The organism is Rheinheimera sp. B2H12 (genome assembly GCF_059620065.1).
Genome location: NZ_CM184363.1, coordinates 1,823,766 through 1,847,865, shown reverse-complemented (window position 1 = coordinate 1,847,865; position 24,100 = coordinate 1,823,766). Strand labels below are relative to the sequence as shown.

Here is a 24,100-nt window from a genome sequence, read left to right as displayed (position 1 = left end):
CTCTCTAGCTTACAGTCTATATTGTGTTTGTGTTACTTTCTATCTTCGAACCTTCCGGGATACCTGACTCACACTTTTTATGCCAACTTTGACTATAGTCTTCTTTCATAGCCTGCAAGTACTCAATCCAAAGCTGCATACATTGTCTAAAGTAATTCAGAGTAAATTCATCATCAACGAATCGGTACAGTAAAGTTAGCATCGGACAGTGATAATATAATAAACTCCCCTTAAGCACATTAAATAGATGCACATGCATCGTATTTAGATGGGAATATAAGTAAGATGCCTGTCGTTTTAATAAAGCAGATGCCTGTTCCCGGCTTTCAAATGGCTCTGACGAAATATCAATCATATGCTGACACATATCTTCATAAGCTTTAATCTGCAGCATAGATTCGTTAAAAGCTAATAAATCTTTTTTGAAAAAATCATTTTTTAAACTTTCTACAATTTCGACCTTATTCGGTAATGGCTTAGGATCCAGCAACATATCTTCAGCTAAGGGATATGCGCCTTCTATTTTCGCACCATGACCAACATTATAAAAATATCGGTCTTTATAAGCCATAACTAAGTTTTCAATCTGATTCTTTGAAATCAATAGAAGCTCAGATGTCATGACATCAACGCCAAGGTTACCTTTGATTTTTATTTTTGCCGTCGTTGTTAAAACAGTTTTATACTTGTTTTTACTATCATTATAAATACTGTGCTTAGAATGCGTAACATTTTCCACAGAACCATTATTAATACCTATTAAGTATATCTCCGAAAAACCAAACTCAACTGCATAAGCGAGAGCCAAGTTCGATACCATAGGTCCGGAATAAGGCAAAGAGGCCATCATAAATTTATGCTGGATATAACAATAAAGCTGTACAAAAGTTGAAGCTGCCTCCGGGCCTTTTAAACCAATGCCACACCAGTTATAAAGGTCCATCACGTCGGGATACATCACATCAACCGACAACAAGTTTAGCTTCTTATATTCTGCCAACGGCAACATATCGACCATCACATCATAAGTCGATTTAACCCTTTCCACCACAGCATGAAAATCTGGCGTAATGCCCATTTTAAGTAAGGACCCCAGCGCGGTACCGGCGGCAATAATAATGACGGAATCGCGATTTTTTTTCAATAACTCTTCTGCGGCATCCAGTGAAGGTCCATTCCCGACCACATACACTGGAATATTACGGTATTTTTTTTGTAAAGCCGGATTTTTAACATAAAGCGGTCTGTTGTTTTTGATATGGGTGATCGCATGCGCCAAACCAGTAATTGCATCATTATAAAAACCAAACCCTAGCTGGAATTCAAAATAACGGTCAAAAAAAGCTTTAATTAAAATATTCACTTCAACAGAAGGATAATGCTGATAACAGAATGAGCGAACAAATGAAAACACACCAACAGTGTTAGCAATGGTCGTTAAAAATTTAAAGAATTCATGGTAACTCACACCAACCTGGATAAATAATGAATGCCCGACGTTATCAATTTTTGAAAAAATAGCCGACCAGTCCGTACAAAATAAACTGGCATAAAATAATTCAAAATCTGGCTCGCAGATAAACATATAATCGAAACTATGCTTTTCCAACAGCATAGTGATTGGATAACCCAGGCCAATACCAAATATCATCGCACTCGGAAAATGTGCAGGTAACTCCTTCAACAGTTCAGCGGACTCATCATTACATTGTTTAATTACTGCATCCAATTTATTCATAAACTGGACATGGATCCTTGGATCTGAACTATGCTGACCGAAGCCATAATTGGTTAGACTGTAATAACCGTGTTTTACATTCTTTTCAACTTGTGCTTTGACGGTTTCAATGGGATCATCGCCATATAATGGAATAGCGGCATCTTTGGGAATGTAATTACCATAGCCAGATTCCGAAACCAAAATCTTGAAATTTTCGGCAGGTTTGTGGGCGCGAATTGCAGCAGCTATCTCTGGGTAAAATTTGTCAAAGGCGAGCAGATTAGATTCAAAAGTTAATTTCGATTTTTCCGCAAACTCAATTTCACGCTGTTTTTGTGCCGCTAGCTTGGATATTGCCTGTTCAGCATCCAGTAACAGCTGTTCTAATTCATTCATAAGTTATGCTACTTAGCTAAATAACGCCGACTAACTTTATTAGACCCGAGCTGACTGAAAGCGGCAACTTCATTTTTGATTTCTTTTTGTTTTTGAATTAGTCCAGACAGAACTTGTTGCATAGCAGAAGCAAAATATTCAATTTCGGTTTTGGTATAATGCTGATAGTTGCCACTGGAAAACAGCAATTTTAATTCATTATCCAACTGCGAAAATATAACTTCAGCTTGCTCAATATCACCGGCGGCCGCCAGCTTGGCGACCTCGGCGAGGGAAATAAACAATTTATCTAATTTATCCGGCATTGGCGGTTAATGTACGGCTGGCTTCGGCTTCTAACTGGGCTTGCAACGGAATTTCATCCCAGGCTGACTTAATTTCCCGAAACAGTCTCACCACTTCATCCATGGCGTCAGTATTGTGTTTTTCCACTGCCGCATCAATCAGACGTTCCAGCATATAGGTATAAAGTGCATACAGGTTCTGGGTCAATTCTGGCGCTAAACTGTCATCCAGTGTCGAACGCAAGGCATTCAGAATGGCCGAAGCTTTGGATAAAGCACGGCTTTTCACTTCATAATCCTGCCGCTGCAAAGCACCTTTGGCTAAGGCCAGGTTATCCAGCACACCGCCCATCAGCATCTGAACAACTTGATATGGTGAAGCATCAGCTAATTGCGTTTTGGTAGCTTCTTTTTGATAAAACTTTAATTTTGCACTACTCATACCCAACTCCTGCTGATATTAAGATCTTTTAAAACCTGGTAAGTTACTTAATTGCGATTGCAGTGAAGAACCAGAACTCTGCATTTTGGCAATTAAAGAATCAAGTCCGGCATATTGGGCACGTAATCTTGTTTCTAGCTGCTTCATCCGGTAATCATGTTTTTCCCGTTCTTCCGTCAAATCTTTTAAAGAACTATTAATTTTATCCTGACGGAATTTGATCGCGCCATTTGCTTCAAGATTATTATCCAGTACTTTTTGCATGCCCTTGGCAAAACCATCTTCTGAAGCAAAAATTTTGCCAAAATCCGCGAATGAATCTGTTAAAGCCTGGCCGACACTCCTGACTAAAGTCGATTTTTCTAGTGTGCCATCTTTTTTCAGACTTAAACCCAAATCAAAAATGGTCTTAAATTTGTCAGTGCCGCTGATTTCCCGACCCAGACTGTTGGTTAATTGATCTTTTACATTACGCATGGTCGAATCACCATACAAACCAGCGCCAACTTTGGTGGTATCTTTAATCACAGCATTCACGTTGTTGTATGCCTTGATAAATTCATCCAGCAATTTTTCGACGCCGCCAGTGTCAAAAGCTATATCTAGTTTGGCCTTTTCACCTGCAGCACCAACTTTTACAGCATTAATCGTAATATCCTGAATTGCATTGGTAAATTGATTTGATTTACTCTTAATTTCGACCCCATCAACTTTAATCATCGCATCTTTTGCCATATCATCGACTGCGATAGTCAATCCAGCTGAACCACCACCAGAAGCAACGGTGGAGACTTTATCCAGCTCGGCATTATCATTGGTGATACTGATATCATTGGATTCACCAGTAATGCCTGATGTCACCACCAATTTAGCCTCTGAGCCGGTATTGATAATGTTGACTGAGATGCCAAAATTGCTTTGCGAGTTATTAATGGCCTGCCGGATATCTTCCAGAGTGGAGCCTGCAGCAATATCAATGTTAAAAGATTTATCTGCGCCTGCCTTAATGGTCAGTTTACCGGCATTCGCATTCACCACATCTGTTGGTGCGGTAAAAATGCCGCTGGACATAGCCCGGCTGCCTTTGGCAAGCTGAGTCACTTCGATATTAAAACTACCTGGCGTTGATTTAGCACTGGAGGTCACCGAAATCAGATCACCGGTCGTTGGCTGCTTCACCGTAGCCGTTCTTTTGGTGAAATTGGTCATATCACCAAGTTTTTTCACTATATCGTTTAAAGCAGATAAGGCAGATTTCACTGAGCCGAGCGAAGATAATTCAACATCAAGCTTAGATTTAGTCTGAGCAAACTTTTTCAGCTTGGGCTGGTCTTCAGCATTTAATGATGAATTGATAATATCTTCCAATGGAAGACCTGAGCCTACGCCCGCTGAAGTAATACCTGCCATGATGATGTCCTCGCTGGACTAAATTTCTGTATTAAACAATGCACCCGACTTATTTAGATTATCGGCCATGTCGCTAAAAGCTTTAGCAAGTTTATCTAATTCTCGCGATGGGATCTCGCGAATCAGCTCTTTGCTCTCTTTATCAATGACCTTAATAATAGGTGGATCGTTCAAATCATCAAACTCAAACACCAAATTCGTATTGATAATAGGGATAAATTGATTGATGGATTCGAGTGATTTTTGGATAGCTTCGGTATTTAATTGCGGCTCCTTTGCGGCTTCCTCTTTATCCTGAGCAGATTTTTCGTCTTCAGGCTCAGGCTGAGCAACATTCGCAACTGCGACCACATTTTTGACTTCCGTTTTTGTGGCGGCAATCTCACTCATTTTCTTCGCTGCAAACATCTCTTTCAGTTCACGATCCAGCGGTATCGTCTGATCTAAATTCATAACCCCTCCACTTACAGTGCAGCAATGGCCAGCTTATGCAGCTGGCCATTTTAACTGTTAACCAAGTAAAGACAAGGCGACTTGTGGTCTTTGGTTAGCCTGTGACAGTATAGACGTACTTGCTTGTTGCAGAATTTGTGAACGCGTTAAAGAAGCAGTTTCTGCGGCAAAATCAGAATCCTGGATCCGGCTGCGGGCTGCTGATAAGTTTTCTGCGATATTTGACTGGTTTCGAATGGTTGACTGGAACCGGTTTTGCACCGCACCCAGCTCTGCCCGTTTTTTATCCACTACCGCAATCAGTGAGTCCATGCCTTTAAACACATACTGAGCATTGGCTTGGGTAGACACGCTGATAGAAGAAGCAACGAACACAGTTTCAAAAGTGTTATTGTCAGCAGAAGTACCTAACACGGTAGAAATAACTTTGCCTGAACCGGATAAAGTTTTACCGGTAACAACCGAAGCAACCCCTGCAATCCCAGACAGAGTAAAGCCTTTATTGGTGGAAATAGAGTTTTCAGTGGCAGTAGCACCGATACTTCTCATACTAAAACCAATGGTCTGGCCGGCATCGGCACCTACTTGGAATTCAGCTTTATAAGTACCGTCCAGCAAGTTCTGACCACCGAAGGTGGTATCCGCGGCAACCCGGTTCACTTCTTTCATTAATGAACGAATTTCATCCTGGATTGCTTTACGGTCTTCACCGACGTTGGAACCGTTTGACGCTTGTTGTGCCAGAGTCCGGACCCGCTGGAACATCGAAGTGATTTCGTCCAGCGCACCTTCAGCAGTTTGCGCTAAAGAAATACCATCGTTGGCGTTACGGATACCCTGGTTTAAACCATTGATCTGTCCAGACAAACGGTTTGAAATTTGCAAACCTGCCGAGTCATCAGCGGCGCTGTTAATCCGTAAACCGGAAGACAGACGTTTAAAAGAGGTATCCAGTGAGTTACCACTGTTCACTAATTGACGTTGAGCATTTAACGAGCTCACGTTGGTATTGACTGCTAAAGCCATATAGCCTCCGATTATTTAAGTGATGTCTGTTTAACAGGTTACCCCTAACCGTCAAACCGACATTGGTGTCATTTAAAAACAACTAAACACAGTTTTTAAATTAAGGTTGCTACTGATACAGCACCCCTTATTCAAGTTTTCGGCAGCGCACTAAAAAGCTTTAGGATTTTTTTTCATTTTTTTGCAGATTTTTTTAAAGCAGGAAAAATTGGCGGGCAATATGGTTTTATCAGCGAAAAAAAACGCTCTTAACATTACCCCATGTTAAGAGCGTTGGCCTCCGCTAATTGACGTTTGTTGGCTAAGTCAGATTAACCTTGTAACAGACTTAATGCCGCCTGTGGTCTTTGGTTTGCCTGCGCCAGGATAGTCGAAGACGCCTGTTGCAAAATTTGTGACCGGGTCAATGCTGCGGTTTCTGCTGCGAAGTCGGCATCTCTGATCCGTGATTTTGCCGCTGACAGATTTTCTGAAATATTGGCCTGGTTACGGATTGTCGACTGGAACCGGTTTTGCACCGCACCCAATTCAGCACGTTTTTTATCCACCACCGCGATTAATGAATCCATGCCTTTAAATACATACTGCGCATTGGCCTGGGTCGATACACTGATACTGGATGCCACATACACAGTGTTAAATGAATTATTGTCGGCAGAAGTCCCTAACACAGTGGAAATCACTTTACCGCTGGCCGACAAGGTTTTGCCATTTACAGTAGAAGCAACACCCGCAATGCCAGATAAAGTGAAACCACCACTGGTTGAGATTGAATTCTCAGTCGCAGTACCGCCAACAGATCTCATGCTAAAGCCAATTACCTGACCAGCATCAGCACCGACCTGGAAATTCGCCTGGTATGTTCCATCCAGTAAGTTCTGACCCCCAAAGGTGGTATCAGCGGCAACCCGGTTCACTTCTTTCATCAGCGAACGAATTTCATCCTGGATCGCTAACCGGTCCGTACCTACAACAGAACCGTTTGAAGCTTGTTGTGCCAGAGTTCTGACACGCTGGAACATTGAAGTGATTTCTTCCAATGCACCTTCTGCAGTTTGTGCCAGAGAAATACCATCATTGGCGTTACGGTTACCTTGGTTCAAACCCTGAACTTGTGATTCCAAACGGTCAGAGATTTGTAAACCAGCAGCATCATCAGCGGCACTGTTGATCCGTAAACCAGAAGACAAGCGTTTGAACGAAGTATCCAGACTTAAACCTGAATTGACTAACTGACGTTGAGCGTTTAATGAGCTGACGTTACTGTTTACATATAAGGCCATGATGGTGTCTCCTGGTAGCTTAAACTGTTTAACAAACTGTTTTGTTTGTATTTTTGCCTGATACTTATTTATCGGGTGAGCTGGCGGAAACTTTAGAAATTTTTGCTGATTTTTTAACTGCGGATTTTTGAGGTGTAGATTCACAATGTTGGCACAAGCTTTGCTTTCATATCTGTGTAGTCAAGAAATTGGCTGCACAGATAAAAGCTATATAGCCTCCGCTTATTGCATTTATCACTATGTACCGGTGAATGTTACCCCCAATGTTTCACCGGTACAGCAAAAATTAAAAAGCCAATGCCTGATGCATTGGCTTTTTTTCATCTTCGTTATTGACCTCAGCGAATATAATCAAACAGACTGGTGCTGGTCACTTTGCTAAAAGTCCCCTGCACCGTTTGCAGAATAGTTTCCTGCTTGGTCAGTTCAGTCAAACCTTCATAGAGATCAATTTCATAGATATCGGCACGGTACTGGGTATTGGCTATTTTTAAATCAGCGGCACTGCCTGACACGCTGGTCAGTAAATTTTGCCGGCCGCCAATCGAAGAAATAGTGTCGCCAACCCTGGCGGCAGCCCGTTCCATCTGATTGGTGGCATCCATTAATTTGTCCTGCAACGCATTATCTGCCAAGGCGTCTTTTTCCACCGCATTAATAATATCGGTCAGGGTATTGAGAATATTCTTTTTTTCCGGCGCTTTCAGACTGAAATCAACTGAGCCCGGAAAAGCACCTTTACTTTCAATGCTCAGGCCCTGAAAATTAACCGGCTGACCAGGTAACGCCGTGCCAGTCACCGGCGGTGTCAGCGCCGCACCACTTTGCAGCCTGATTTCATATTGGTCAGGCGCGGTAAAATTAAGGCGATAATCATTATTGGCCGGTGTGACAGCATCATAGTTATTTCGGTAAAAATCATCAAATGCTGACTGATTCAGCATCGTAATTTTGGCCGAACTGATGCCTCCTGCGATCGACAGATTATTGGTTTTATAACGGCCATCGACATTCTCAAACACGTTTTTACCGCTGTCATTACTTGGGATCGTGACTGAAGAGGATATTTGCAGGTATTTCTGTCCTTCATCACCACCAAAATCATAATAACCGGTTGAAGGATTCAGGGTATAAGTCTGATTCTGCTCTTTAAAACCAGAAAAAATAAAACCGCCATTGGAGTCTTTCTGGTTCATCAGATCATAAATTTCTGACCTGAGATTGGTGAGCTCTTTTGCCACCGCCAACCGCTCAGTCTGAGAATAAGAACCATTGCCAAGCGACACGGTCAAGGTTCTGGCTCTGGTAATAGAACCTTGTATGCTGCTTAATACAGTCTCTTCGACCGATAAACCGTTTTTCAGAATATTGCTGTTGGTCTGAAATTGAGTTGCCGTTTCAATTTGCTGCTCCAGCGCCGAAACCCGCGCCGCGCCGGATGGATCATCGGCTGGCGTCAGAATTCTGGTTTGAAAATTCAGTTTATTGCTGGCAATCTGCATTTTCTCCTGCGCTTTAATTAGCGCAGTCAGATTAACATCGTATTTCTGATTAAATGAAAGTCGCATCATTACCTCGCTGCTGACAGCAGAGTGTCAAAAATGGTTTGTGACGTTGAAATAATTTTTGCCGCTGCGGCATAACTTTGCTGGAAGCGGATTAAATTTGCCGCTTCTTCATCCAGATTGACCCCGGAGCTGGATTCATGCCAGGTGGTCGACTGGGCCAGCAATGACTTGGAAGATTCTGCTGCAACCCGGCTCTGGCTGGTTTTTTCACCGATAAAACCAATCATCGAACCATAAGATTCATTCATCGTCAGACTATTATCGGCCGTTGGTGAAGAAACTGCATTTTTTCTAACCAGCTCTTGTCCCTGCAAAGTCGCCAGCGCTAACCCATTGCGGTTATCTTTATAGCCTGCGGTATTAAATTGCAGCGTAAAGCTATCGCCATTTTTCGGGATACCGGTCAGCGAAAAATCAAAACCGTAATTACCAAGACCAGCAGAACTCATCAAATCTTTATACTGACCACTTGCCATCGCCGCCGTGGTACCAATTACCGTATTACTGCTGTCGCGAATTTCAAACTGATTGCCATTGATAAATGTGACCGTCAGCGGTGCCCCTGTGATAGCAGTGCCAGCGGCATTAAACTGAGAGCTGGCAGGATCGGTATCCGATACTTTAATGTCACCAAAACGGGCATTGCCTTGGTTCGCAATGGTATATTCACCTTTGACCGGTGATGCCAAAGCCACATCTTCCGGTCTGGTGGTCGCCAGTGCAATACTTTGCGCCGCTTTACCGAGCGGCTTTAATTCAAAACTGTCGTTATTGGCAAAAGCACCTCCACTGCTGTCCATGCTGATGCGATAACCATAAATCACATTACCGGCGGCATTAATGGGCTGTGTGATGCCTGAGCCGCTAATGACTTTGCCTTCGTTATCCAATGCTTCCACAGTCATCTGATTGGGCGCAGTGAATGTTACTTTTAAATCGTTCGGCGGAATATTTTTGCCTTCGCCAGGTTCGACCGCCAACCGGACCTGACCTAGACCGGTATTTTTCGCCAGCGGCATGCCAGTGGTGCCACCGAGCACAAATAAATCTTTACCAATCTGGCTATTGGCATCCATCCCGAGCCGGTTTTGCGTGTTAAAGGCATCCCCAATCGCAAAAGCCAACTGACCAAGCTTATTTTGCATCGGCTCAAGCATACTCATGCGAAAATCTAATAAACCACCAATTTTGCCGCCAAGCACACTACTATCGATGGTATCTGTCACCGCTGGCTTAAAATCAAGCTCCAGTTTGACAATTTTACGGTTCAGATCCGGATCACCAGCAGTACTTAACGCATTAAATTTGCCATCCTGTAACACCAGCGATTGGCCTGAAGATAAGAACACCAGTTTTTCGCCATTCGGGGCATCCAGCGTGTTGACTTCCATCAGCTCACTGAGCTTGCGAATGGCTTCATCGCGTTTATCGAGTAAATCGAGCGGCGGCGGCGTGGATGGACCTTTGCCATAACTGGTAATTTCTTTATTCAGACTGGCAATAGCACTGGAAATGGTATTGGCTTCGGAAACAAAAATATCCAGTTGTTGATTGATATAACTGCCCTGCTCCAGCACCAGACTGGATAAGGTATTAAATTTGTTTACCAAAGTCTGTCCCGCGCCCAAAAACAACTGCCGGGCGGAATTATTGGCCGGGTCATTGTTGGCAGTTTGCAGTTGCTTAAACAGATCGGTCATCCCAGTGGAGATACTGTTGGCAGTATTGGAAAACAATGAATCAACCCGGCTGGCTTCAGACAGATACTGTTCAGCGTAAGATAAATTGGAGGTATCTCGTCTGAGTTGTTTTAAGGTAAATTCATTGACCAACCGGTCAGTGATACCGCGACCCACACCAAGACCAAGGATGGCGGAATCGTATTCAGTACTTTGTCTGGCATAGCCTTTGGTATTGAGGTTGGCGATGTTGTTGGACGTGGTATTGAGCAAACCATTGCTGGCCAGCACTCCGGAAACTCCAATCGTCAGTAAATTATCAGCCATCTGCTTGCCTCATCAGCCCAAGTGCACCAAGGCGACAGAGCCCGGTTTATTGTTGAATTCAATTACCTAGCAAGTTCCGCACCTGTTTGAACGCTTTGCCTTCTAATACAGACAAAATTTTCTCGGCATAGTTCGGATCTGTGGCATAGCCGGCAGCTTGCAATTGCCGGAAATAACTTTTTGCATCCGCGGCAGCATTCAGCGCGGCCTGATATCTGGGGTTTTGCTGGATCAGACTGACATAGTCCTGCATGCTTTGCTCAGGGCTGTCATAAGCGCGAAAACGGGCTTTCTCTTTTTGAGCAATACCCTGACGATATTCCAGCGTATCGACCACGGCAACATCGCCCTGCCAGTTGCCATGCGCTTTAATGCCAAACAAATTATGGCTGTCGGCCCCGCTGCTGGTTTTGAACATCCGTTGACCCCAGCCGGTCTCCAGCGCGGCTTGCGCAATCAGAGCCAGTGGCTCCAGCCCCAGTTGCTGAGCAGCTTTAGTGGCAGCAGGTAACAGTCGCTGAATAAATGCACTGGGTTCATCGTTGGCAGCCGCCAGCTCCACAGCCGCGGTGGCCTGACTACCGGCAGTTGCATTCACAGCTGTTGCGTCCGAAAGGTTGAATGGCGCCGAAGTTGAGAGCACGGCTTTGGGTAAAGCTGTCATTTGACTGGCTGCAAACACTTCCACCTCAGCTCCTAACTGCCGCACACTCATAGGCTGCTCTGACGATACGGCTGCCAGCTCAGTGGCAGGCAAAACTGCCGTCAGTTGTTGCTGTCTGAGTAATTCAGCTCTGGCCTGCACTGCAGGGGCAATAACCTGCTCAGGCGCTAACTGAAAACTGACCGGCTTTTTCTTTGGCATCGCAAACACCGGCTGTTCATGCGGCATAGCTAAATCACGCTGTTGCACCGCATCAAAACGGGACGGCAGACTGACGGTACTGGCGGCCTTAGTTTTACTGAGCTCAGGTTTGAGTTGCTGCACCATTAAATCGGCTAAACCAAGCGCACCATTTTTTGACAGCTCGGCCGAAAGCTGATTGTCATGCATATCGCGAAAAAAGTCGGTGGCGTTGCTTTTAAGCGGATTATCTTCTTCAAAGGCTTTATTGGCGTTACGCATACTGCTTAGCAGCATGCCCATAAATACAGATTCAAATTGTTGAGCTGCTTGCTTGATGGCGCCGGCTTCATCGGTTTTGACCTGAGAGCGCAATTGCTGCAAGCTCGACAGGTCATGATAAGACACTTTGACATCAGGCGTGCTCATGCTAAATCACCACCAGTTCACCGTGAATGGCACCGGCTTCTTTTAAAGCTTCTAAAATTGCCATCAGATCGCCAGGCGCTGCCCCGACGGCATTGACAGTACTGACCAACTCATCGAGAGTAGTGCCTGGGTCAAATTTAAACATCCTCGAACGGTCTGGCCTGACATCAATGATGGTATTGGGGACCACCACAGTTTCACCGCCAGCCAACGCATTTGGCTGACTGACGGTTGGGTTTTCGGCAATAGTCACTGTCATGCCGCCATGAGTAATAGCTGCAGGAAATAACCGCACATCTTTACCGATGACAATAGTGCCGGTTCTGGAGTTGATAATAATTTTTGCGCTGTCGGATGCGGGTTCAAACATCAGGTTTTCCAGCGTTGATAAGTAAGACACTCGTTGCGCCACATCTCTGGGCGCCCGCACTTGCACGGAACGGTTATCCAGGGTCCGGGCCGTATCATCGCCAATAAATTTATTGATGGCTGCAGCCAGATTTTTCGCTGTGGTAAAGTCGCCGCGATTGAGGTTAAAGGTAATGTAATCCCCCTGGGCAAAAGGCGAAGCCACTTCACGCTCCACAGTTGCCCCATTCGGGATCCGGCCAACGGTTGGTGTATTGACCACCACTTTAGAACCATCCGCGCCTTCAGCACCTAAGCCACTGACAATCAGACTGCCTTGCCCGACAGCATAGACCTGACCATCCAGCCCTTTGAGAAAAGTCTGCAATAAAGTACCACCGCGCAGACTTTTCGAACTGCCGACCGAAGACACGGTAATATCTATCGCTTGGCCTGGCTTGGCAAAAGCCGGTAATTCAGCATGCACCGCCACCGCAGCGACGTTTTTAATTTGTGACTTCATTCCGGCGGGTAAATTGATGCCAAAATTCGTCAGCATGGTTTTAAAACTCTGCTCGGTAAATGGACTTTGCTCACCAGTTCCTGGTAAACCAACCACCAGACCATAACCGATCAGTTGGTTTGAGCGGACGCCTTCGACCGTGGCAACATCTTTCACTCGGGCCGCCTGCAGGGGCTGGCTAAGCAACAACATCGCCAACAACCAACCAATCCTGGATTTCAGCACTGCTTTCATCTTCATTACCTCAGTTATCCAGCGCTTAGAATGGCCACAGCACGCTGGAGAAAAACCTGGTCAGCCAGCCTGGTCCCTGGCCGCCATGCGTGGCACCGGTGCCGCTGTATTCAATTCTGGCATTGGCAATTTTAGTCGATTCCACCGTATTGCCAGCACCAATATCTTCCGGACGGATCACACCAGTCAACCGGATATATTCTTTGCCGGTATTGAGGGTCAGCCATTTTTCACCACGGATCACTAAGTTACCATTCGCCATCACCCGTAATACGTTGACTGAGATATCACCGGACAAACTATTACTCTGGTCAGCTTTTGAATCGCCTTTAAAATCACTGCTGGAATTCATTCCCAGTTGCAAAGCATTCCCCAGCACACTGACATTACGCCCATCCAATCCGACCATCGGCTGAATGTTGTTACTACTGTCTTTGCCAAATTCGGTTTTGGCCTTTTTCGACGCCTGGGTATTTTCCCTGAGTACCACCGTAATGATATCGCCAGCGCGGCGGGCTTTGTTATCCGAATACAAGCCATTCGACAGCCCCTGCGCAAACAAAGATCCAGTCTGTAACACAGGTTTAGATTCAGGTTCTGGCGGCAAAGGGGCAAATTCCGGGTCATCCGGGATGGCTTCCGGCACATAACTAGCGCAGCCAGACATCAGCAATAAGGCAAACATGGCAATGATAATACGCATCACAAACTCCTTATCACAGCTGTTGGATTGCGAAGCTCAGCATCTGATCGACTGCTGAAATCACTTTCGAGTTCATCTCATACACGCGCTGACTTTCAATCAGCCCGACCAATTCCTCCGTCACATTGACGTTGGAGGCTTCTAAAGCGCCCTGCACTATGATGCCAATCCCTTCCAGGCCTGGCACCCCTTGCACCGGATCACCACTGGCGCCGGTCTGGCGGAATAAATTCTGCCCTATGGGCTCCAGACCCGCCGGATTGATAAAATTCGTCACCACTAACTGCCCTAATACCGCATTCTCAGGTTGGCCTGGCAATTTGACGGACACCTCACCGTCCTGCGAAATATTAATTTCAATGGCATCAGGCGGCACCGTAATAGTTGGCTGGATTTGATAACCAGCACCAGAGGTCACCAAATTGCCTTCGGCATCTGTCGTGAACTGGCCATTGCGGGTATAAGAAATACTGCCATCAGGCATCAAAACTTCAAAAAAACCATGACCTTGGATCATTACATCTAACGCGTTGTCAGTGGTCATATGATTACCCTGACCAAAGTTTTTCTGGGTCGCCACCACTTTGGTACCAGCACCAATCATCAGGCCATTCGGCAGTTCAGAGTTTTGTGATGAACGGCCACCCGGCTGGTTAATGTTTTGGTACAACAGGTCTTCAAACACCGCCCGGCTTTTTTTGTAACCGACGGTACTGGCATTGGCCAGGTTATTGGAAATCACCGAAATATCACGCTGCTTGGCGTCTAAGCCGGTTTTGCTGATCCAAAGTGCTGGATGCATACTGTCCTCCTGAGCTCAATGCTCTAGATAATGCGTAAAACCTGATTGTGCTGCCGATCCATATCTTCAGCGGTTTTCATCATTTTGACCTGCAACTCAAATTGCCGTTGCAGACTGATTAAATACGTCATTTCACCGACGGCATTGACATTGCTGCCTTCCACAGCGCCACTGAGTAAATTCACTGTGGCGTCGGTTTCTGCAACCTGACCGTCTTTACGGCGAAACAAACCGTCATTGCCTTTGACCATATCGCGATTTTCCGGCTTGACCAGTTTAATACGGGCGACTTCAGCAATAGCGGTAGCCGGTGCACCTTGTGGCAATGCCTGAATACTGCCATCCTGAGCGATATCAATTTTTGCCAAAGGCACGGGCAGTTGTACCGGACCGTCTTCACTCATCACAGCTAAACCGGAAGCCGTTTGCAACTGGCCGGTTTCGGTCAACTTCAGGCTGCCAGCCCGGGTATAAGCTTCGTTGCCATTGGCATCTTGCACCGCAATCCAGCCGTCGCCCTGAATCGCCACGTCCAGCTCGTTTTCGGTAATTTTTAATTCACCGGCGTCAAAATTCTGACTAGGGGTTTCAGTCATGGCAAACACCCGGCTTGGCAAGCCATCGCCAAACGCCTGCATCGACCTTGCTTGCTCTAAATCGGCTTTAAAACCATTGGTATTGGCGTTGGCTAGATTATTTGAACGCACTGCAAGCGCGTTCATATTCTCTTTGGCACCGCTCATGGCGATATAAAGTAAGTGGTCCATCTCAGACTCCGTTTGGCCGGTGGTCAAATAACACTGGTTGATACTGGTATTAAGCAAAGATAGTGCCAGATACCAAAATCAGACGTACACGAAGAATTAAGTTAATGAATTTTATGATTAAAAAATAGTAAATTGATGAAATGGCATGGTGGCAATAAATTGCCGGGCGACAACGGACACGATGACAGGCTAAGCTTGGTATCGATAAATGGCAACATGACATCAGCTGAGTTCGGCACTCATTAACCTGAGTTCAGATTAGATAGTTCCGACGACAAGCCGGCATGGCATGGTGCAGCCGGCTGAGGGAATCCTTAATAACCCGGCATAAAAAAACCGCCGTAGCGGTTTTTTTATGCCAAACACTGTTATCGGATCTGCAGCACGGTTTGTTGCAATGTGCTGTTCACTTCCAGCGCCCTGGAGTTGGCCTGGAAGTTTCGTTGTGCCGCAATCAAATCAACCAGTTCATTGGTCAGATTGACGTTAGATTGCTCCAGCGCAGAGGAATTGATACTGCCATAAGTGCCGGTATTAGCCTCACCCGCCAGTGGATCACCCGATCTGAGACTGGCTTTCCAGCCCGTATTACCGACCTGGGTTAAACCTTGTGGGTTGGCGAATTTCACCATGGTGATTTGCGACAGATAAGTCTGGTTGCCGTTACTGTAACTGGCCATCACCCGGCCAGCGGCATCAATATCAATGCCGGTCAATCTGCCAACAGTGGTGCCATCCTGACTGAGCGAGCCAACTTCAAATTTAGAGGCGTATTGGGTTGGTAACTTGGTATTTGATTCATCGCGGAACAACACTGTCACCGGCGAAATAAAAGTGGCACCGTTAGTTAGGTAAGGAAACGCAGGGTTATTCAGACCTGTACCAGCGCCGGCCGGCAATACCAGATTAGGCAAGGTGCCCACTGGTTTACCAGATGAATCAAAATCCAGTACCTGCGGCGGTGGTAATTGGAACACATGACCAACACCGCCCGTTACAGCACCTGTGGTGGTCGCTGGGACTGCATTATTATTGTCCAACTGGGCAAACACCTGCCAGTCGTTATCGGTCGCTGCGCCGGTTTTACGGAAATACATCGTCAGAATATGCGGCTCACCCAAACTGTCATAAATAGTGGAGGATGTGCTGGAGTTAAAACTGGTTTTATCCGTCGGGTTAAAGGCGGCAGTGGGCACCACCACCCGCGAATCCAGGTTCATCGTCATATACACGTTACTGGTCGAACGCGGTGCACCAGCAGTCGTTGGGATCTGGATAGGTTTGGTTGTGCTGAGGCTGACCGATGTGGTCGAACCCGATGTTGGGTCCACGGAATAACCCTGCAAATAATTGCCGTTATTATCCACAATGAAATTTTCTTTACTCAGTTTGAAGGCACCAGCCCGGCTAAAGGTCATATCCCTGGCAGCTAAATCTGGTGTCATGGCAAAAAAGCCATCGCCAGAAATAGCGATATCCAGTGAGTTGTTGGTGAATTTCAGTGAACCTTGCGAAAATTGTTGAGCAATCATCGAAGTTGACGCGCCATCACCCACTTTGGTCCGGCTGGAGGTAAAAATTGAACCGGCATAGACATCGGCAAATTCAGCTCTTGATTCCTTAAATCCGGTGGTATTGACGTTCGCGATGTTATTCGCAGTGCTGTCTAAATCTTTCTGGGCGGCAGCCAAACCGCTTAAAGCAATATTAAAACTCATTGTTCACCTCGTAATCAGCCATTAGCTTGCTGCAATTTCTTTTACATCTGCCATTTTTTTGGCGCCGATGCCGTATAAATTTAATGTCATATCTGCCGTTGATTTACCCAGTGTGACACTGGCCACAGGAACATAAGTGGCAGTCGCCAGGCTTTCGGTTTTACCTGCGACGGACACATCAACCGTCATCTTGTACAAACCTTTGGCCATCACTTCGCCGTTATTATTTTTACCGTCCCAAACAAAATCATATTTGCCGGCCACCGGGTTTTCGACTGGCTCATTTCTGACCAGCTCACCCGCCTGGTTATAAATTTTCACACTCAGAGTAGTGGCATTTTTAGGAATTTCTGTCGAACCATAAGCTTTATTGGTGCCATCAAAGGCCAGTTTGTCGGAATCGACCAACACAGTGCGGCCGACCAAGCTGGAGGCCTGCAGTGCCTGATTCGAATTCATACTGGCGGCAAAATCTTTAAAATTGGTATTGAGCGAACCAATACCATCGGCCATGGTAAAATTGGTCATCTGCGCAATCATCTGATCGTTTTCAACCGGTTTGGTTGGATCCTGAAACGCTAACTGCTGCGTTAATAAGGCAAAAAAGTCGGATTGCGTCAGCGCACCGGATTTCTGGGCATCAGTTTTGGTGACTTCGTCTTTTTTCTTCAGACTGTCAAGATAACTGTTATCTGCCGCATTATTAATTGTGGTCATGCTCTACCTCCTTAACGCTGACCTAACGTCAGTGTGCGACTTAACATTTGTTTGGCGGCATCCGCCACCTGCACATTGGCGTCATAAGAACGACTGGCAGAAATCATATTGGCCATTTCTTCCATCACATTGACATTCGGCTTGTAAATGAAGCCTTTTTCATCCGCCAGCGGATGGCTCGGGTTGTATTCGGTATTAAGCGGCGCATCACTTTCCACAATGCCCAGCACTTTCACACCTGCGCCACGCCGATCATCCAGCGCTTTGTCCATCTCAGCGGCGAACACCGGATGGCGACCACGATACGTCTGATCGATGCTACTGCTGACACTATTGGCATTGGCAATATTACTGGCCGTGGTATTCAAACGCAGTGCCTGCGCAGTTAAACCAGAACCCGCGATATCAAAAACCCGATATAAGCTCATTGTTACTGACCTCCGCCTAAGGCTTTTCTCAGGCCACTGATTTTGCCATTTAAGAAATTCAGCGCAGCCTGATACTCCATGCTGTTCTGACTGAATGCATTGCGTTCACGGTGGATATCTACACTATTGCCATCGCCTGTATCGGTTTGCTCGACGTTACGAAATTTCACTTCCTGCCGGGTCTGGGTAGAAATTTCAAAATGTTTTTCATGAGTACGGCTAAAGGCAGAAGTTTGCCGCGTGTTGGCATTGGCCAGTGCGGTCTGAAAATCCAGATCCTTGGCTTTAAACCCAGGGGTATCCGCATTTGCGATATTATCCGCCAGCAATTCTGAGCGTTTTTCGCGCAGCAACATGCCCTGCGGGTGGACGCCAAAAGCTTTTTCAAAACTAATTGCCATAGTGCTGTACTCATTTCAGCGATTGATAAAATTAGTTAGCAAAACTCAGGCCAACAATTTAATGACACTGCAGGAATGAAATTGGCGGCAACAAAAAGCCGTGCAACAGGCACGGCTTGGCATGGAAAAACGCTAAAGGGTATGCTTAGGTTTTGCGACGATAGATGATCCCTGGATTACAGCGAATCATCTCAAAATCGGTGTTAATGCTGGACAAGGATTCAGATGCCCCCAAAAACAAATATCCTTTTGGGTTCAGCGCTTGGGCAAACTGCCGAATGATTTTAGCTTTCACTTCCGGCGAAAAATAAATCAACACGTTACGGCAAAAAATAATGTCAAATTTGCCCAGTAAGGTATAACTGTCTAACAAATTGAGATGGCGGAATGAAACATTTTTTCTGACGGGTTCCCGCACCCGCATCATACCGTTGCCACTGTCTTCGAAAAACTTGCTGCGTCGTTCCGGCGACAAGCCTCTGGACAATGCCAGACCGTCATATTCAGCACGCTGACAGTGCTCAAGCATAGCGTTGGAAATATCTGTGCCAAGAATTTGCATGCCGAGGCTGAAGGCCCCTGGTCGGCTTTGCTGATATTCCAACCCGGTCATTGCAATTGAGTAAGGTTCTTGACCTGATGAACTGGCTGCAGACCAAATTTTGACATTGCGATGGTCTTTTTCCAGTTCAGGTAAAATTTGTTTTTTCAGCAATTCATAAGGATAGGTATCGCGAAACCACAAAGTTTCATTGGTGGTCATTGCATCAATCACCGCCGAGCGTAATTGACGTTCAAACGGACTCAATGTTTTGTTCACCAGCTCAGACAAACTTGCCAGTTGAAACCGCTGCATCAAAGGCCCGAGACGGCTTTTGACCAGATACTGCTTGTTCTCGCCAAGCACTATGCCACATTGCTGCTCCAGAAAATCCCGGAACAGCTTGTATTCAGTGTCAAGCAGCTCTTTATTCACCACAGCATTGCCACCTTTTAATCAGCATGTAACCATTTCCGTACTGATTCACCCAGTTCATCCGGATTAAACTTAGCAATAAAATCATCGGCACCCACTTTCTGTACCATTTGCTGATTAAAGACTCCGCTTAAAGAGGTGTGTAAAATCACATGCAATTTTTTCAGTTTTTGATCCAGCCGGATTTCTGCCGTCAAGGTATAACCATCCATTTCCGGCATTTCAATGTCAGAGATCAGAAGGCCAATTTTTTCAGTGACTGATTCTTCACAACTCGCGGCAACTTCTTGCAGATAACTCAGCGCTTCGCGGCCATTTTTCACCAGATGCATGGTGACTCCCAGACCTTCCAGTGCCCGTTTGACCTGATTACGCGCCACAGCTGAGTCATCGGCAATTAAAATGGTTCTGTCGCCTAAGTCAGCGGTAATAGTTTCGGTATCGACAGCGCCCGTGATCATGGTCGGAGAAGGTGAAATCTCTTCCAGGATTTTCTCGACATCAATAATTTCAACCAGCTCTTTGTCAATCTCAGTCACTGCGGTCAGATAACTTTGCCGGCCGCCGGTACCTTTTGGCGGTGGCATAATAGATTCCCAGTTGATATTGATAATTCGCTCAACTGAATTAACTAAAAAACCCTGCACCGATCTGTTGTACTCAGCGATGATGATGAAACTGTCTTTCACATTCTCAATCGGTCTGCCACCTGTCGCCAGGCTTAAATCAATCACCGAAATCGTCTGACCACGAATGTGAGCAATACCACGCACAAATTTGTTGCGTTTGGGAATAGCAGTCAGTGGCGGACATTGCAACACTTCCCTGACTTTGAACACGTTAATGCCAAATCTTTGTCTGCCTGCCAGCCGAAACAGCAGCAATTCCAGCCGGTTTTGCCCGACCAGTTGTGTGCGCTGGTTTACAGAATCAAGAATACCCGCCATTTGAGACTCCCAGAAAATTTCAGGATCGGTTCTTGCATCTGATAGTAAAATCAGCGGCAAGTCACTGAAAAATTGACATACTTGGTATGGTATAACCCTTTGCCGTTAAAGCATAGCTGAAACCTTATGAAAATGTACGATAATTTTTTTTCGCTCAGACAGCGTTACCGTCAAATCCTTGTCGCTCTGCCATTGCTGAGTTTTCAGGTCTTGGCCAGCAGCTATTCAATGGCGGATATTGCAGAGCAATCGACCACCTGGCTCAGCCAGCAATTGTCGCAGTCAGAAAACGTCAGACAGGACATTATTTTACATCCACTTGATGCCCGATTAGCTGCTAAAACCTGTGAATCGCCACTGGAATTCAGTTTAGTGGCCGCTAAAGTGCAACGGCAAAACACCATTCGGGTGCTTTGCGCCGATAGTCCAGGCTGGCAGTTATTTTTATCGGCACGGGTCAGTCAGCTCATTCAGGCTGTCACAGCCAGTCGGCAAATTCCGGCCGGTACTGTAATAAGTGCGGATATGCTAAGCCTTGGCAGCGCCGAGTCATCGCAAACCAGAGCCAGTCTGGTGCAGGATCCGGCACTGATTATCGGTGCCAGGGCCAAACGTAGCCTGAATCAGGGGCAAATTTTAAACCAGACCGATCTTTGTCTTGTATGTAAGGGAGATGTTGTTACAATTGAAGGTATTTCAACCGGTCTGACTGTCACAACGCAGGCGACAGCCTTACAGGATGGCACACTCGGTGAAGCAGTTCGGGTCCAGAATAATGGGTCTAATCGTGTGATCAAAGCGGAAATTGTGGCCGTCAAACGCGTCGCAATTAAGTTATAAATAACGCTAAAGTTTTTCTGACTGGCGCCGTTAACATGATTAAGGAATAGACCAGCAGGTCAGATGAGGGGTGAATTATGGCTATCAATGTCAATCAAGGACTGCAAAATACCAGTGCAGTCAAAACTGATAAAATTGAATTAAATCAGCAAAAACAGCAAATTGCTCAGCAACAGACTGTGATGAATTCGCCAGCGCAAAAGCAGGACTCTGTGTCCTTGACTACACAGGCGCAACAATTTACCAAGGCGCAAGACAAGGCAAATAACAGCTCTGGCATCGATCAGGAAAAAGTCGATAAAATTAAACAAGCCATTGCTGAAGGTAAATACAAAATTAACGTCGAACAGCTGGCGAAAAAAATCGTCCAGTTTGAAGGCGAGTTGTTTGACAGAAAATGATTGATGTAGCCCCCATCCATTCCCTGTTATCACAACAACAGCAGCACCTGAAGGTGCTGTTGTTGTTATTGCAAACTGAATTAACTGCCATCTCAGAGCGCGATATTGAAAAGTTAGAGCAAGGCTGTGCAGAGAAATTGACACTGCTGGAACACATCCAGCAGCTCGATAGCGCCATTGCGGCTTTACCGCAGTTAGCCGAATTAAAAACCGAAGACTGGTTCAGACAAACCGTGACTGAACTCGATAGCATGCTCAATGCCTGCAAAGAGCAAAATGAAGTCAACCGGCTGACTCTGGAACAAAGCCAATTGATGATTAGCAGGTTTAAACATGAATTATTGCAAAATCGCGGCAAATCCGGCCTGACTTACACTGCCAAAGGTAAACCTGCGGTTGATCACATCGGGAAAGGATTCAAAGCCTGAAGCTGCGCCGCCGATCTTGCGGGCTGCGCACTGCCAACTCAGTTGTTGCGGTTGATTTCCACTTGATGCCATCCACCTGACACAGCTCACCCCACTTTGACACTGCTGATATGACCACGACGATAGTAACCACGAAAACTAATAATATTTCACTGTTTTAATCCGACGCACCGGTTGGCTGTTCTGATATAAATCGTATACCTGTTTAAAATCCAGTTCCATTTCAGTGACATAAAACTGGCCGACCGGATAAGTTTTAACAACTTTGGCGCCACGGATCACCCCCTGCAATGAAGCGCGCAGCTGTTCATTGCCAAGCATCGCCTGCTGCATCGTCACCTTGTAATCAATTTTCTGTCCATAAACCTGCTCTGCCAGCTCTTTATAGGCTTCCAGCTTAGATGCTTTCATCGCCATCAACATCCGCTGTTCGGCACTATCTGCCTTTTGTTCAGCCACAGGCGCGTAACCAACAGCTTTTAGCAACGGGAATTGCTCTGGTGGCACCGATTCCCATTGTACTTCTTTGTCCATCACCAGGCCGCAGCCTGACAACAGGCTGGCTGCGCACAGCAATAACCATTTTTTCATCTTGTGGACTCCGACCGCTGCGTTTAACTTGGCTAGTTGTCATTTATCTAGCAGAAATCGCGCCATCTTTTAAAATGCGTTGCGGTTTACTGGCGAAAGGCACAGTTTTTGCTTTAATCGGCTATCAGTGGGTAGGAGATGCACCTTATGCGTAAAATCACCGGTCTGGCCTTGTTATTACTGGCTAGTCCTTTACAGGCTCAATGGTATGAAACCACAGGTCAGGCGCTGATCCGCAACGGCGACAAAGCCACAGCCCGGGCTCAGGCTACCGAAGATGCGGTGAAACGGGCATTGCTGTTTGCCGGCGTGTCAGTGCGCAGTGTACAGCAAGTGACTGACGGTCTTTTGACGCAAGAGAGTCTGCAACTGAAAAGTTACGGTGATATGCAGCAAGTGCATATTGTCTCAGAGCGGGTGCAGGATGGTATCTTTGAAGTCACCATCAAAGCTGACATTTTCCCATCTGAACCGCTCTGTCCGACAGTGGCCTTTAAAAAGAAAATCCTGATTAGTCCATTTAAACTGAAAGTGCCAGAACATGCGGTGGTTGGTGGCTTGTTTGAACTAGGGACTGTCAGTAGTCAGCGCCTGAGCGATAAAATCAGTGAGATCAGTCAAAGCAGTTGGCCGGAAAGTTTTCCGTCGGTAGTGGATGCCAAGCAGTTACCCAGCAATGAACGTCAGGCCATAGAGCAGCAGTATCAAGGCCGCTATCTGTTGTCTGCCACCTTAGAGGATGTGTCACTTGGCTCGACCCAAGGCATGAATTGGGAATTCTGGACCGATGCCGATCGAGAAAGATTTTTTCACCTGCATTTGTCATTATTTGATTTAGTGGCCAACAGAACCGTCTTCAGTCAGAAATATCAGACTTCCGGGTTATGGACAACGCGTAAAACCACCACTTTAGATCCACAGTATCAGCGTTTTTGGCAAACCGATTATGGCAAAGCAACAGATCGGGTCCTCACCGCTGCTGCAATGGACGTCGAAGAAGCGATTCGTTGTGAACCTATCCTGGCAGAAGTGAAACAAGTGCGGCAGAATCAGGTGTTGCTCAATGTCGGGGAAGCGCATGGGGTGAAAGTTGGTGATACTTTTACTTTGATCCATCGTCGTGATTTAAATGACAATTTTGGTCAGTCAGAGCAATTATTCAGTGTCACACCCTTGACGGTACGGATCACGCAGCTGAGCCATCAGAATGCCTGGGCGCAAAGTGTTGATGGAGAATTACTTGCCAACATTCAGATTGGTGATTTTGCTTCAGTCGCCGCCAGGGCAGAAACCGATGCGTTTTCACTGGAGCCTGCAGAACTTTCGCAGCAACCTTAGATGACACCTATGGTGTCGGTATTCACTGTGACGGTGCCATCTCAACAGTGGACCTGCGACCATAAACATAGGTTGGT

25 protein-coding genes are annotated in these 24,100 nt (G+C 46.0%); 4 read left to right on the top strand and 21 right to left on the bottom strand.

Going from position 1 to position 24,100, the window contains the following annotated elements; translation table 11 throughout:
• Nucleotides 1-16: 16 nt before the first annotated feature.
• From AC53GJ_RS08005 to AC53GJ_RS07910, 20 genes are all read right to left on the bottom strand, one after another.
• The gene (locus AC53GJ_RS08005; protein ID WP_496732116.1) at nt 17-2,116 is read right to left on the bottom strand and encodes a motility associated factor glycosyltransferase family protein; all 2,100 of its coding nucleotides are present in this window, start codon (nt 2,114-2,116) and stop codon (nt 17-19) included.
• An 8-nt stretch (nt 2,117-2,124) separates the two neighbouring features.
• Nucleotides 2,125-2,421 (bottom strand): hypothetical protein, encoded by a 297-nt coding sequence (locus AC53GJ_RS08000; RefSeq protein WP_496732114.1) that lies wholly within the window; start codon nt 2,419-2,421, stop codon nt 2,125-2,127.
• Nucleotides 2,411-2,842 carry a flagellar export chaperone FliS gene (gene fliS, locus AC53GJ_RS07995; protein ID WP_496732112.1) on the bottom strand — a complete coding sequence of 144 codons (432 nt, stop codon included), beginning with the start codon at nt 2,840-2,842 and terminating at the stop codon, nt 2,411-2,413. Before fliS ends, AC53GJ_RS08000 begins: the two co-directional genes overlap by 11 nt.
• Nucleotides 2,843-2,860: 18 nt before the next feature.
• Entirely contained in the window at nt 2,861-4,252 is a 1,392-nt protein-coding gene (gene fliD / locus AC53GJ_RS07990; protein ID WP_496732110.1) for a flagellar filament capping protein FliD, read from the bottom strand.
• Between the two features lie 18 nt (nt 4,253-4,270).
• On the bottom strand, nt 4,271-4,705 hold the full coding sequence (locus AC53GJ_RS07985; protein ID WP_496732108.1) for a flagellar protein FlaG: 435 nt from the start codon (nt 4,703-4,705) through the stop codon (nt 4,271-4,273).
• 57 nt (nt 4,706-4,762) lie between these two features.
• A complete protein-coding gene (locus AC53GJ_RS07980; protein WP_496732106.1) occupies nt 4,763-5,731 on the bottom strand; it encodes a flagellin N-terminal helical domain-containing protein in 969 nt (322 codons plus the stop codon).
• Nucleotides 5,732-6,042: 311 nt separating this feature from the next.
• A complete protein-coding gene (locus AC53GJ_RS07975) occupies nt 6,043-7,014 on the bottom strand; it encodes a flagellin N-terminal helical domain-containing protein (RefSeq protein WP_496732104.1) in 972 nt (323 codons plus the stop codon).
• Nucleotides 7,015-7,352: 338 nt separating this feature from the next.
• On the bottom strand, nt 7,353-8,585 hold the full coding sequence (flgL, locus tag AC53GJ_RS07970) for a flagellar hook-associated protein FlgL (protein WP_496732102.1): 1,233 nt from the start codon (nt 8,583-8,585) through the stop codon (nt 7,353-7,355).
• A complete protein-coding gene (flgK, locus tag AC53GJ_RS07965) occupies nt 8,585-10,588 on the bottom strand; it encodes a flagellar hook-associated protein FlgK (RefSeq protein ID WP_496732100.1) in 2,004 nt (667 codons plus the stop codon). Before flgK ends, flgL begins: the two co-directional genes overlap by 1 nt.
• Before the next feature lie 58 nt (nt 10,589-10,646).
• A complete protein-coding gene (flgJ, locus tag AC53GJ_RS07960) occupies nt 10,647-11,861 on the bottom strand; it encodes a flagellar assembly peptidoglycan hydrolase FlgJ (protein WP_496732098.1) in 1,215 nt (404 codons plus the stop codon).
• 1 nt (nt 11,862) lies between these two features.
• Entirely contained in the window at nt 11,863-12,966 is a 1,104-nt protein-coding gene (locus AC53GJ_RS07955; protein ID WP_496732096.1) for a flagellar basal body P-ring protein FlgI, read from the bottom strand.
• Nucleotides 12,967-12,991: 25 nt separating this feature from the next.
• Nucleotides 12,992-13,669, bottom strand: coding sequence for a flagellar basal body L-ring protein FlgH (gene flgH, locus AC53GJ_RS07950; RefSeq protein ID WP_496732094.1), 678 nt, complete (start codon nt 13,667-13,669; stop codon nt 12,992-12,994).
• Between the two features lie 13 nt (nt 13,670-13,682).
• Entirely contained in the window at nt 13,683-14,471 is a 789-nt protein-coding gene (gene flgG / locus AC53GJ_RS07945; protein WP_496732092.1) for a flagellar basal-body rod protein FlgG, read from the bottom strand.
• A 23-nt stretch (nt 14,472-14,494) separates the two neighbouring features.
• Nucleotides 14,495-15,238: a flagellar basal-body rod protein FlgF gene (flgF, locus tag AC53GJ_RS07940; RefSeq protein ID WP_496732090.1), complete on the bottom strand. Its 744-nt coding sequence runs from the start codon at nt 15,236-15,238 to the stop codon at nt 14,495-14,497.
• 368 nt (nt 15,239-15,606) lie between these two features.
• Nucleotides 15,607-16,956 (bottom strand): flagellar hook protein FlgE, encoded by a 1,350-nt coding sequence (gene flgE / locus AC53GJ_RS07935; RefSeq protein WP_496732088.1) that lies wholly within the window; start codon nt 16,954-16,956, stop codon nt 15,607-15,609.
• Nucleotides 16,957-16,977: 21 nt separating this feature from the next.
• Entirely contained in the window at nt 16,978-17,673 is a 696-nt protein-coding gene (locus AC53GJ_RS07930; RefSeq protein WP_496732086.1) for a flagellar hook assembly protein FlgD, read from the bottom strand.
• A gap of 11 nt (nt 17,674-17,684) precedes the next feature.
• A complete protein-coding gene (gene flgC / locus AC53GJ_RS07925) occupies nt 17,685-18,101 on the bottom strand; it encodes a flagellar basal body rod protein FlgC (protein ID WP_496732085.1) in 417 nt (138 codons plus the stop codon).
• Between the two features lie 2 nt (nt 18,102-18,103).
• On the bottom strand, nt 18,104-18,502 hold the full coding sequence (flgB, locus tag AC53GJ_RS07920; RefSeq protein ID WP_496732084.1) for a flagellar basal body rod protein FlgB: 399 nt from the start codon (nt 18,500-18,502) through the stop codon (nt 18,104-18,106).
• 145 nt (nt 18,503-18,647) lie between these two features.
• Nucleotides 18,648-19,481 (bottom strand): CheR family methyltransferase, encoded by an 834-nt coding sequence (locus AC53GJ_RS07915; RefSeq protein ID WP_496732083.1) that lies wholly within the window; start codon nt 19,479-19,481, stop codon nt 18,648-18,650.
• A gap of 14 nt (nt 19,482-19,495) precedes the next feature.
• Nucleotides 19,496-20,425, bottom strand: coding sequence for a chemotaxis protein CheV (locus AC53GJ_RS07910; RefSeq protein ID WP_496732082.1), 930 nt, complete (start codon nt 20,423-20,425; stop codon nt 19,496-19,498).
• A 126-nt stretch (nt 20,426-20,551) separates the two neighbouring features.
• On the opposite strand from AC53GJ_RS07910, the gene flgA reads away from it, so the two are divergent.
• The 3 genes from flgA to flgN all read left to right on the top strand — a co-directional run bounded on the left by flgA (nt 20,552) and on the right by flgN (nt 22,094).
• Complete coding sequence (gene flgA, locus AC53GJ_RS07905; protein WP_496732081.1) at nt 20,552-21,265, top strand: flagellar basal body P-ring formation chaperone FlgA; 714 nt, start codon at nt 20,552-20,554, stop codon at nt 21,263-21,265.
• A 77-nt stretch (nt 21,266-21,342) separates the two neighbouring features.
• Entirely contained in the window at nt 21,343-21,666 is a 324-nt protein-coding gene (flgM, locus tag AC53GJ_RS07900; RefSeq protein ID WP_496732080.1) for a flagellar biosynthesis anti-sigma factor FlgM, read from the top strand.
• On the top strand, nt 21,663-22,094 hold the full coding sequence (gene flgN, locus AC53GJ_RS07895) for a flagellar export chaperone FlgN (protein ID WP_496732078.1): 432 nt from the start codon (nt 21,663-21,665) through the stop codon (nt 22,092-22,094). Before flgM ends, flgN begins: the two co-directional genes overlap by 4 nt.
• A gap of 138 nt (nt 22,095-22,232) precedes the next feature.
• Here the strand turns inward: flgN and AC53GJ_RS07890 are convergent, their stop codons facing one another.
• Nucleotides 22,233-22,685 (bottom strand): LPP20 family lipoprotein, encoded by a 453-nt coding sequence (locus tag AC53GJ_RS07890; RefSeq protein ID WP_496732077.1) that lies wholly within the window; start codon nt 22,683-22,685, stop codon nt 22,233-22,235.
• Between the two features lie 147 nt (nt 22,686-22,832).
• On the opposite strand from AC53GJ_RS07890, the gene AC53GJ_RS07885 reads away from it, so the two are divergent.
• Nucleotides 22,833-24,023, top strand: a complete 1,191-nt coding sequence (locus AC53GJ_RS07885) for a flagella assembly protein FlgT (RefSeq protein ID WP_496732075.1) — start codon at nt 22,833-22,835, stop codon at nt 24,021-24,023.
• The last annotated feature ends 77 nt before the right edge of the window (nt 24,024-24,100 follow it).

What these genes read in the sequence shown, in the direction of transcription:
- AC53GJ_RS08005 (WP_496732116.1), bottom strand. Translation starts at nt 2,116, where the DNA reads ATGAATGAATTAGAACAGCTGTTACTGGATGCTGAACAGGCAATATCC.
- AC53GJ_RS08000 (WP_496732114.1), bottom strand. Translation starts at nt 2,421, where the DNA reads ATGCCGGATAAATTAGATAAATTGTTTATTTCCCTCGCCGAGGTCGCC.
- fliS (WP_496732112.1), bottom strand. Translation starts at nt 2,842, where the DNA reads ATGAGTAGTGCAAAATTAAAGTTTTATCAAAAAGAAGCTACCAAAACG.
- fliD (WP_496732110.1), bottom strand. Translation starts at nt 4,252, where the DNA reads ATGGCAGGTATTACTTCAGCGGGCGTAGGCTCAGGTCTTCCATTGGAA.
- AC53GJ_RS07985 (WP_496732108.1), bottom strand. Translation starts at nt 4,705, where the DNA reads ATGAATTTAGATCAGACGATACCGCTGGATCGTGAACTGAAAGAGATG.
- AC53GJ_RS07980 (WP_496732106.1), bottom strand. Translation starts at nt 5,731, where the DNA reads ATGGCTTTAGCAGTCAATACCAACGTGAGCTCGTTAAATGCTCAACGT.
- AC53GJ_RS07975 (WP_496732104.1), bottom strand. Translation starts at nt 7,014, where the DNA reads ATGGCCTTATATGTAAACAGTAACGTCAGCTCATTAAACGCTCAACGT.
- flgL (WP_496732102.1), bottom strand. Translation starts at nt 8,585, where the DNA reads ATGATGCGACTTTCATTTAATCAGAAATACGATGTTAATCTGACTGCG.
- flgK (WP_496732100.1), bottom strand. Translation starts at nt 10,588, where the DNA reads ATGGCTGATAATTTACTGACGATTGGAGTTTCCGGAGTGCTGGCCAGC.
- flgJ (WP_496732098.1), bottom strand. Translation starts at nt 11,861, where the DNA reads ATGAGCACGCCTGATGTCAAAGTGTCTTATCATGACCTGTCGAGCTTG.
- AC53GJ_RS07955 (WP_496732096.1), bottom strand. Translation starts at nt 12,966, where the DNA reads ATGAAAGCAGTGCTGAAATCCAGGATTGGTTGGTTGTTGGCGATGTTG.
- flgH (WP_496732094.1), bottom strand. Translation starts at nt 13,669, where the DNA reads ATGCGTATTATCATTGCCATGTTTGCCTTATTGCTGATGTCTGGCTGC.
- flgG (WP_496732092.1), bottom strand. Translation starts at nt 14,471, where the DNA reads ATGCATCCAGCACTTTGGATCAGCAAAACCGGCTTAGACGCCAAGCAG.
- flgF (WP_496732090.1), bottom strand. Translation starts at nt 15,238, where the DNA reads ATGGACCACTTACTTTATATCGCCATGAGCGGTGCCAAAGAGAATATG.
- flgE (WP_496732088.1), bottom strand. Translation starts at nt 16,956, where the DNA reads ATGAGTTTTAATATTGCTTTAAGCGGTTTGGCTGCCGCCCAGAAAGAT.
- AC53GJ_RS07930 (WP_496732086.1), bottom strand. Translation starts at nt 17,673, where the DNA reads ATGACCACAATTAATAATGCGGCAGATAACAGTTATCTTGACAGTCTG.
- flgC (WP_496732085.1), bottom strand. Translation starts at nt 18,101, where the DNA reads ATGAGCTTATATCGGGTTTTTGATATCGCGGGTTCTGGTTTAACTGCG.
- flgB (WP_496732084.1), bottom strand. Translation starts at nt 18,502, where the DNA reads ATGGCAATTAGTTTTGAAAAAGCTTTTGGCGTCCACCCGCAGGGCATG.
- AC53GJ_RS07910 (WP_496732082.1), bottom strand. Translation starts at nt 20,425, where the DNA reads ATGGCGGGTATTCTTGATTCTGTAAACCAGCGCACACAACTGGTCGGG.
- flgA (WP_496732081.1), top strand. Translation starts at nt 20,552, where the DNA reads ATGAAAATGTACGATAATTTTTTTTCGCTCAGACAGCGTTACCGTCAA.
- flgM (WP_496732080.1), top strand. Translation starts at nt 21,343, where the DNA reads ATGGCTATCAATGTCAATCAAGGACTGCAAAATACCAGTGCAGTCAAA.
- flgN (WP_496732078.1), top strand. Translation starts at nt 21,663, where the DNA reads ATGATTGATGTAGCCCCCATCCATTCCCTGTTATCACAACAACAGCAG.
- AC53GJ_RS07890 (WP_496732077.1), bottom strand. Translation starts at nt 22,685, where the DNA reads ATGAAAAAATGGTTATTGCTGTGCGCAGCCAGCCTGTTGTCAGGCTGC.
- AC53GJ_RS07885 (WP_496732075.1), top strand. Translation starts at nt 22,833, where the DNA reads ATGCGTAAAATCACCGGTCTGGCCTTGTTATTACTGGCTAGTCCTTTA.